3 protein-coding genes and 1 pseudogene are annotated in these 9,183 nt (G+C 70.8%); 3 read left to right on the top strand and 1 reads right to left on the bottom strand.

Annotation, left to right across the window (positions count from 1 at the left end):
• Positions 1-429 (top strand): annotated as a pseudogene (locus tag AB0A95_RS08200) (hypothetical protein); the annotation flags it as partial.
• A gap of 1 nt (position 430) precedes the next feature.
• Entirely contained in the window at positions 431-1,129 is a 699-nt protein-coding gene (locus tag AB0A95_RS08195) for a class F sortase (protein WP_357554909.1), read from the top strand.
• Between the two features lie 73 nt (positions 1,130-1,202).
• Here the strand turns inward: AB0A95_RS08195 and AB0A95_RS08190 are convergent, their stop codons facing one another.
• Complete coding sequence (locus tag AB0A95_RS08190) at positions 1,203-6,284, bottom strand: NAD-glutamate dehydrogenase (protein WP_357554908.1); 5,082 nt, start codon at positions 6,282-6,284, stop codon at positions 1,203-1,205.
• Positions 6,285-6,573: 289 nt separating this feature from the next.
• Between AB0A95_RS08190 and AB0A95_RS08185 the strand changes: the two genes are divergently transcribed.
• Positions 6,574-8,538 carry a penicillin-binding transpeptidase domain-containing protein gene (locus tag AB0A95_RS08185; protein ID WP_357554907.1) on the top strand — a complete coding sequence of 655 codons (1,965 nt, stop codon included), beginning with the start codon at positions 6,574-6,576 and terminating at the stop codon, positions 8,536-8,538.
• Positions 8,539-9,183: the final 645 nt, after the last annotated feature.

Genomic DNA, 9,183 nt, shown 5'->3' with positions numbered 1-9,183 from the left:
GACGAGTACGGCTCCGACAAGAGCTGGGACTCCAAGGACAAGGACGAGGACGAGTACGGCTCCGACAAGAGCTGGGACTCCAAGGACAAGGACGAGGACGAGTACGGCTCCGACAAGAGCTGGGACTCCAAGGACAAGGACGAGCACGGCTCGGACGAGGACCGCTGGGAGAAGGAGCGGGAGTTCGTCTACTACGGCGAGGCCAAGATCGACAAGGATGCCAAGCCGGGTCGCTACGAGCTCAAGGGTTCGTGCGGCGAGGGCGAGCTCGTCGTGCTGCCGCACGGCGGTGTCGACGGTGGTGACGGTGGCGCCAGCACCGGTACCGACCGTGGCCTGGCCACCGGCGGGGCGGGTCTGCTCGGCGCTGCCGCGCTGGGCGGGATCGTGCTGATGCGTCGCCGGCGGACCGATGGTTCGCTCGTCTGACGTGACGACGACACGGGCCGGCGGCCGTCACGGGAGACCGTGGCGTGCCGCCGGCGCGGCCGTCGTCGTCACCATGGCCATGATCGGCGCCGGCATGATCGGCGCCGCACTGAAGACCACTCCCCCGGCCCGCCCGCCGCAGCCACTGGCCCAGGCCGGTCCGACGGTGAGCGGGCCGACCGCCACCGCCAACCCACCTGCCGACGGACAGCCAGCCGGACCGGGGGACGTACCGGCCGGGCTGGCGCGCTCCGTGCCGACCAGCATCGAGATCCCCCGGATCGGCGTCCACGCGACGATCATGTCGCTCGGCACCAACCCGGACGGCACCGTCCAGGTCCCCCCGTTGGAGCAGGCCGACCAGGCCGGCTGGTACGAGCCGGGCGCGAGCCCCGGCGAGACCGGTAACGCGGTCATCGTCGGGCACGTGGACTCGGCGAAGCTCGGCCCGGCGGTCTTCTTCGACCTCGGCGCTCTCGTTCCCGGCGACACGATGACGGTGCAGAGGGCGGACGGCCGGCCCGCCACGTTCCGGGTCGACTCGGTGGCGTCGTACCCGAAGACGGCCTTCCCCACCGAGTTGGTGTACGGGCCCGGTGACCGGCCCGGCCTGCGGGTGGTCACCTGCGGTGGTCAGTTCGACGAGGCCGCCAAGAGCTACCCGGACAACATCGTCGTCTTCGCCACCCTGGCGGGGTGACCCGCGGCGAACGACAGCGGTCCGGCCGGTCGGGGGTGACCCGACCGGCCGGACCGCGTCCGGCGTACCTGACTCAGGCGGCTGCGGAGGTCCGCACCAGGGTGCGGATCTGGCGCAGCAGCACCGACAGGGCGGCGAGATCCGCCCGCGACTCGTCGAACTCCCCCATCGCCCGGCGGGCGCGGTGGATCGAGGTGGCGTTCGACTGCTCCCACTGCTGCACCCGCTCGTGCGGCGGCAGATCCTCCGGAGTGGAGCCGAGCACCTCCGCGGTGAGCGCGGCCAGCGCGGCGTACAGGTCGTAGCGCAGCGCCATCCGGGCCAACGTCTGCCAGCGGTCCTCACGGGGCAGCAGGGAGATCTTCGACAGCAGCGAGTCCACCCGGAACAGGTCGGACAGCACGAAGTAGACCGAGGCCACCTCGCTGACGTCCCGCCCGCTGGCGTTCGCGGTCTCCACCACGTCCATCAGGCCGAAGCTGTACATCAGCCGGGTCGCCCGCTCGGCCAACTCGCGGGGCAGCCCACGGTCGGTCATCGAGTCCATGTGCGCGGCGATGCCCTGCCGCTCGTTGCCGTAGAACAGCTCCTCCAGCCCCGGCAACAGCCGGGTGACGCCGTCGCGCAGCCGGGCGATCTCGGCCGGCACGTCGATCGGCGAGCGCCGGTTCGACACCAGCCACCGCACCGCCCGGTCGAGCAGCCGGCGGGTGTCCAGGTAGACGCTCGTCTGCAACTCCGGTGCGACCTTGTTGTCCAGCGCCTCGACCGCGTCCCACAGGTCGCGCAGGCCGAACACCTCGCTGACCACCACGTACGCCCGGATCACGTCCGCGGCGCTGGCCGCGGTCTCCTCGACCACCCGGAAGACGAACGAGATACCACCCCGGTTGATCGCCTCGTTGACCAGCACCGTGGTGACGATGTCGCGGCGCAGGCGGTGCCGGCCCATCCGGTCGGCGAACCGCTCGCGCATCGGCGTCGGGAAGTAGTTGACCAGGACGTCGGTCGTCCACTCCTCGTCCGCCAACCCCTCGGTGAGGATCTCCCGTTCCAGGACGATCTTCACGTACGCGAGCAGCACCGCGAACTCCGGCGCGGTCAGCCCGGACTCGCTGCGGACCGCCAGCTCCTCGTCCGGCGGCAGCGCCTCCAGCGCCCGGTCCAAACCACCCGAGCGCTCCAGCTCGTTGATCATCCGACGGTGCACCGGGAGCAGCGAGGCGGCCTGGGCCTGGGCGTTGTTGATCGCCCGAGCCTGGTCGTAGTTGTCCCGCAACACCAGCTCGGCGACCTCGTCGGTCATCCCGGCCAGCAGCTCGTCCCGCTCGGCCGTGGTCAGCTCCCCGTCGGCCACCGCCGTGTTCAGCAGGATCTTGATGTTCACCTCGTGGTCGGAGGTGTCCACCCCGGCCGCGTTGTCGATGAAGTCGGAGAAGATCCGGCCGCCGGTCAACGCGTACTCGATCCGGCCGAGCTGGGTCCAGCCCAGGTTGCCGCCCTCGCCCGCGACCCGGCACCGCAGGTTGCGCCCGTCCACCCGGATCGCGTCGTTGGACTTGTCGCCGACCTCGGCGTTGGTCTGGGTGGACGCCTTGACGTAGGTGCCGATGCCGCCGTTCCAGAACAGGTCCACCGGAGCGGTGACGATCGCCTTCATCAGCTCCTGCGGTGACAGGTGCGTGACGTCGCCGTCCAGGCCGATCGCCGCCCGGACCTGCGGCGTGATCGGGATGGACTTCGCGGTACGCGGGAAGATGCCGCCGCCGGCCGAGATCAGCTCCGGGTTGTAGTCCTCCCACGAGGATCGGGGCAGGTCGAACAGCCGCCGCCGCTCCGTGTACGAGGTGGCCGCGTCCGGCTCCGGGTCGAGGAAGATGTGCCGGTGGTCGAAGGCGGCCACCAGCCGGATGTGCTCGGACAGCAGCATCCCGTTGCCGAACACGTCGCCGGACATGTCGCCGACGCCGACCACTGTGAAGTCCTGGGTCTGGGTGTCCAGCCCCAACTCCCGGAAGTGGCGCTTGACCGACTCCCAGGCGCCCCGGGCGGTGATGCCCATCTTCTTGTGGTCGTAGCCGGCGGAACCACCGGAGGCGAACGCGTCGCCCAGCCAGAAGTTGTGCGCCGTGGAGATCTCGTTGGCGATGTCGGAGAACGTGGCGGTGCCCTTGTCCGCCGCCACCACCAGGTACGGGTCGTCGCCGTCGTGCCGGACCACGTCCTCGGGCGGCACGATCTGCCCGCTGACGATGTTGTCGGTGACGTCCAGCATCGCGCCGACGAACTCCTGGTAGCAGGCGACCGCCTCGTCCCGGTCACCCGGCTTCTGCTTCAGCACGAAGCCGCCCTTGGCGCCCACCGGCACGATCACGGTGTTCTTCACCATCTGCGCCTTGACCAGACCCAGCACCTCGGTCCGGAAGTCCTCCCGACGGTCCGACCAGCGCAACCCGCCCCGGGCCACCGGCCCGAACCGCAGGTGTACGCCCTCGAACCGGGGCGAGTAGACGAAGATCTCGAACTTCGGGCGCGGCGCGGGCAGGTCCGGAATGGCCTGCGGGTCGAGCTTGAACGCCACGTACGCCTTCGGCCGCCCGTCGGCGCGCCTCTGGTAGAAGCTGGTCCGCAGGGTCGCCTCGATCAACGTCAGGTACGAACGCAGGATCCGGTCCTGGTCCAGGCTGGCCACGTCGTCCAGCGCGCCCCGGATCGTCTCCACCAGCTCACCGCTGCGCTGCTGCCGCTGCTCGGCGCTCAGCTCACCCGGCGCGAACCGGGTCTCGAACAGCTCCACCAGCAGGCCCGCGAGCTTCGGGTACGCGATGAAGGTCTGCTCCATGTAGTCCTGCGAGAAGACAGTGCCGGCCTGCCGCAGATACTTCGCGTACGCCCGCAGCACCACCACCTGCCGCCAGGTCAGCCCGCCGCGCAGCACCAACTCGTTGAACCGGTCCACCTCGGCCTCACCGCGCCAGGCCGCCGCGAAGGCGTTCTCCACGTGCGGGCGCACCTCGGCCAGCTCGTGGTGCCCCTCGGGCAGCATGAGGCCGAAGTCGTACAGGTAGACCCGCCCGTCGATCCGGTCCACCTCGTACGGGTGCTCGTCGACGACCCGCACACCGAGGGAGTGCAGCACCGGCAGCACGGCGGAGAGCATCATCGGTTCGCCGTACCGGTAGACCTTGAACCGGACGTCCATGGCCTCGGCCAGGTCCGCACCGGGCACCCGGGTGCCGGGGCGGGGTGCGAGCTGCTTGCGGAACAGGTGCATCTCCAGCTGGCCGGGCTCCTCCAGCAACTCCAGCTTCGCCAGGTCCTTCATCGCCTCGTACGGCGTGTGCCCGTCCTTGTAGCCCTCCGGGAACGCGTCGGCGTACCTGGTGAACAGGTGTTTGGCCTGCTCGTCGCCGAGCTTGCGTTCCAACACCAGCCGGTAGTCGTCGTCCCAGAGCCGGGTCGCGTCGGCCAACTCCTCGGCCAGCAGGTCGGCGTCGATGTCGCCGGGCGGCCGGGTCGGGTCGGTACGCACGATGAAGTGCACCCGGGCCAGCATCGACTCGGTGACGCGGGTGGTGTAGTCCACCCCGACACCGTTGAGCTCACGCAGCAGGATGTCCTGCATGCGGAGGCGGTTCTGAGTGGTGAACCGGTCCCGGGGGAGGTAGATCAGGCAGGAGATGAACCGCCCGTACGCGTCCCGGCGCAGGAAGACCCGCAGCTGCCGGCGACCGGCCATCCGCAGCACACCGATCACCGCGTGGTAGAGGTCGTCGGTCTTGATCTGGAACAGCTCGTCGCGCGGGTAGGTCTCCAGGATCTGGATCAGATCCTTGCCGGAGTGGCTGCGCCGGCTCAGGCCGGAGCGGTCCAGCACCTCGGCCACCTTGCGGCGCACCACCGGCAGCTCCCGGACGCTGGTCCGGTACGCGGCGGTGGAGAACAGGCCGAGGAAGCGCCGCTCGCCGATCACCTCGCCGGCCTCGTTGAAGATCTTGAAGCCGATGTAGTCCAGGTACGCCGAGCGGTGCACGGTGGCCCGCGAGTTGGCCTTGGTGATGATGAGCAGGCGCTTCTCCAGCACCTTCTCGTGTGCCTCGGGTGTCATCGACGCCAGCGGTCGGGCCTCCGGCGCGTCGGAGCGCAGGATGCCCAGACCGGTGCCGAGCACCGCTTCGAGGGCCTTGCCGTCGACCGGGTCCGCCGTGTCGCCGCCCGGGGCGTCCACCAGCCGGTACTCGCGGTAGCCGAGGAAGGTGAAGTGGTCGTGGGCGAGCCACCGCAGCAGCTCCACCGAGTCGGTGATGTCCTTCTCCGGCACCGGCGGGCGGTTGTCGGAGGTGCGCGCGGAGGCCAACTCGTCGGCGAGCGCGAGGGAACGCTGCCGCATCTTCGGCCAGTCCTCCACCGCCTCCCGCACGTCGGTGAGCACCCGTTGCAGCTCGCGGCGCAGCCGGTCCCGCTCGGCCGCGTCCCGGACCGGGTCGATCTCGATCCGCATCCAGCTCTCGATGATGTCGCCGGCGATCGCGTCGTCCGGCTCCACGTCCGCGGAGACCTCGGTGAGGCGGCCCAACGGCTCACGCCGGACCACCACCAGCGGGTGCACCAGCAGGTGCACGTCCAGGTGGTACGAGTTGAGCAGCGCGGTCACCGAGTCGACAAGGAACGGCATGTCGTCGGTGACGATCTCGACGACCGTGTGGTGCTGGTCGGCGTGCGGTTCGTGGATCCGCAGCTTCAATTCGCCGGGCACCCGTTGTTGGGCGAGGTCCCGGTGTGCCCGGGCCGCGTCGAGCATCTCTTCCGCCGTGAAGCCGACCAGCTCCTCGTCCGGTGCGAACCGCCAGAAACGGCCGACAAGTGTCGCCGCGTCGTGGTCGTCCCCGGCGAGCGCGACAGCCTGGGCCACCAGGCGCTCCGCGTTGGGAACTGGTTCGTCGAGCTCGGCGTCCTCCACGTCGTCGGCCAACGCCTCGGTGGGCAGGCCCAGATCGTAGATGGTGTCGATGCTCGACCCGGTCAGCCCGGTGACGCCCGTGTCGAGCCGGCCGTAGCCGTCCCCGTCGGTCGCCGAATCGAAGCTGTCGTCGTCCCGGCCGGAGTCATCCTGCCGGAGGTCGGGTTCCGGTTTGATCGCCGGACGCCGGTCCATCGGTGCCACTCCCCTCGACCCACCGCGTTGTGGGTCACTCTGCCGCCCAGCCTAGGCCCTGCCGTTGTGCGCCTTCGTCGGCGGACCACTGGCCAGACGTCCGGATCGGGACTTTGTCCTTTCACCCGTTGCGGGTCCGAGGTTGGCCGGCTGCGGGATACCCCGCCACGCGATGTTCATCACACTGGCCCGGCCCGTCTTTGAGCGCGGCCACCGCCGTGGGGGACGTTGGGGACGCCCTCGGCGTACTACCGTGCGAAGGCGCTCCGAGATCGGAAGGACCAGCTTCATGCCCTCGTCGTACCCCCGGCCCCACCGGCCGAACCCCGCCCGCCGCACGCTCGCCGGCCTCACCGCGGCGCTGCTCGTGGCCGGTGTTCTGGCTGGCTGCTCGGGTGACGACGGGCCGGAGCGCACCGTGGACGCGTTCCTCGCCGGCTGGCGCAGCGGCGATCTTCAGGCGGTCGGCCTGATCGAACCGACCGGCGGCAAACTGCCCTCGGCCGACGTGAGTCGCGAGATCAAGGAACTCTCCGGTGAGCTGGCCGCCACCCCGCCCACGCTGACGCGTCGCGGCGAGCCGAAGGTCACCGCGGACATCGCCACCACAACGGTGCAGGTGGAGTGGAACCTCCCCGGCCAGACCCGCTGGACGTACGACAGGGAGGTGCGTCTCGCCCAGGGCGACGACGACCAGTGGCAGGTGATCTGGGATCCGAAGGTGGTGCACGAGCAGCTCAGCAAGGGTGACCGATTGGCGTTGCGCCGCGACGCCAGCACCCGTGCGGGGGTGCTGGACGCCGCCGGGCAACCGATCGTTGCGCCCCGCCCGGTGGTGCGGGTCGGCGTGCAGCCCGACGGGGTCACCGACATCAACAAACTCGTGAAGGATCTCGACGCGGCGTTCAAGGCGATCCGCCCGGCGCTGGTCCCCGCCGTCGACCTGGCCGACCTGCCCGAGCGCGTCGCGAAGGCCGAACCGGGAGCGTTCGTCGAGGTGGTGTCGCTTCGGGAGGAGGCGTACCGCCAGATCAAGCCCCGGATCTACGACCTGCCCGGCACCAAGTTCACCTCCGACAAGATCGACCTGGCACCGACCCGGGAGTTCGCCCGTGCGCTGCTCGGCACCGTCGACCCCGCGCAGGCCGACGACCTCGCCGCACACCCCGACCGGTACGTCGTCGGCGACCTGGTCGGGCACGGTGGTTTGCAGGGCCGCTACGACGAACGGCTGCGCGGCGGCCCCGGGCTGACCGTGGTGGTCGAGCGTCCCACCGAGGGCGGCAAACTCGAACCCACCGGCACCGAGCTGTTCCGCCGTGAGCCGCAGCCCGGTCAGGCCCTCAAGACCACGCTGGACGTCGCCGTCCAGAACGCCGCCGACGGGGCACTGCGCGCCGAGCCACTGCGATCCGCGCTGGTGGCGCTCCGGATCAGCGACGGTGCGGTGCTCGCCGCCGCGAACGGTCCCGGCCCGGCCGGAGAGAATCTGGCCTTCGACGCTCAGGTGCCGCCCGGCTCCACGTTCAAGATGGTCAGCGCGCTGGGCCTACTGGACGGGGGCGCGGTCACCCTGGACGGGCCGGTGGCCTGCCCGAAGACCTTCACCGTTGACGGTCGATCCTTCAAGAACTCCGACAACTTCGAGCTCGGCTCGGTGCCGTTCCGCACCGACTTCGCCAAGTCCTGCAACACCGCGTTCGCCTCGCTGGCGCCGAAGCTCGGCGGCGACGGGCTGGCCGCCGCCGGCCGCAAGGTGGGCCTGGAAGGTCAGTGGGACCTCGGCACCGACGCCTTCACCGGCAAGGTGTCCACCGGCGGCAGTCCGGCCGAGCAGGCCGCGGCGTCGTTCGGGCAGGGCACCACGCTGGTCAGCCCGCTGGCCATGGCCGGTGCCACAGCGGCGGTCGCCCGAGGCCGCTTCGAGCAGCCGAAACTCCTGATCGACCCGGCACCGGCCAAGCCGGCCCCGCCGGGCGAGCAACTCAAGCCGGAATCGGTCGCCGCGCTGCGCGCGATGATGCGCGAGGTGGTCACCACCGGCACCGCGAGCGCCCTGAAGGACGTGCCGGGCGAGGTCTACGGCAAGACCGGCACCGCCGAGTACGACGACAACCCGGCACACACCCACGCCTGGTTCGTCGGCTGGCGGGGCGATGTGGCGTTCGCCGTCTTCGTGGAGAAGGGTGGCTCCAGCACGGCGTCCGCCGTCCCGATCGCCGAGCGTTTCCTGCGCGCCCTCCCCAAGTCCTGACACCAACGCCGCACAGACGCGCCAAGCCCCGACCCCACGCACCCGCCCCCGCGCCAACCCCACCCACCGCCCACGCGGCACCCCCGCCCACCGCGCAGGCGTTGATCGACTCGGTTTTCCTGAAACTGCGGTATCCGAGCCACCCGGACCCCGCGACATCAGGAAAGCCGAGTCGATCTTGGCCGGGCGGCTCGGCACCCAGACCTGGCGGCTCGGCATTCGGGTCAGGCAGTGTCGGCTTTGTGGTGGTCGGGGATGTTTTCTGGCGGTGGGGCGGAACGGCGGAGCAGACCTGGGCCGGCCGACGCGGGTGGGCCGACCGGCTCCCGCTCGGCCGTAGCCGGGATCTGGGCCGCGCCCTCGGCCGAGTCACCGCCGAATCGGCCGGTAGCAGCCAGCGCACCGTCGGAGCCGTCGATGTCGGCCCGATCGGCGGCGGCTCCCGGGTTGGAGGACCCGGCCTCCGTGAGCGGCGTGGCATCGACGGTCGTGTCCCACGAGGTGGCATCGGCGAAGGACGCCGCGCCGCCGATCACGCCAGCCGCCCCACCGGCCCGCTCGGCGCGAGCCAGCCCGCCAACCGCCTCGGCGCGATCCGCCCCACCGAGCCCCTCGGCGCGATCCACCCCACCGGCCCGCTCCACA

The organism is Micromonospora sp. NPDC049230 (genome assembly GCF_040647875.1).
Classification (GTDB): Bacteria; Actinomycetota; Actinomycetes; order Mycobacteriales; family Micromonosporaceae; genus Micromonospora.
The sequence above is the reverse complement of the archived record's forward strand: the minus strand, read 5'-3'. Positions and strand labels throughout refer to the sequence as shown.

What these genes read in the sequence shown, in the direction of transcription:
- AB0A95_RS08190 (WP_357554908.1), bottom strand. Translation starts at nt 6,284, where the DNA reads ATGGACCGGCGTCCGGCGATCAAACCGGAACCCGACCTCCGGCAGGAT.
- AB0A95_RS08185 (WP_357554907.1), top strand. Translation starts at nt 6,574, where the DNA reads ATGCCCTCGTCGTACCCCCGGCCCCACCGGCCGAACCCCGCCCGCCGC.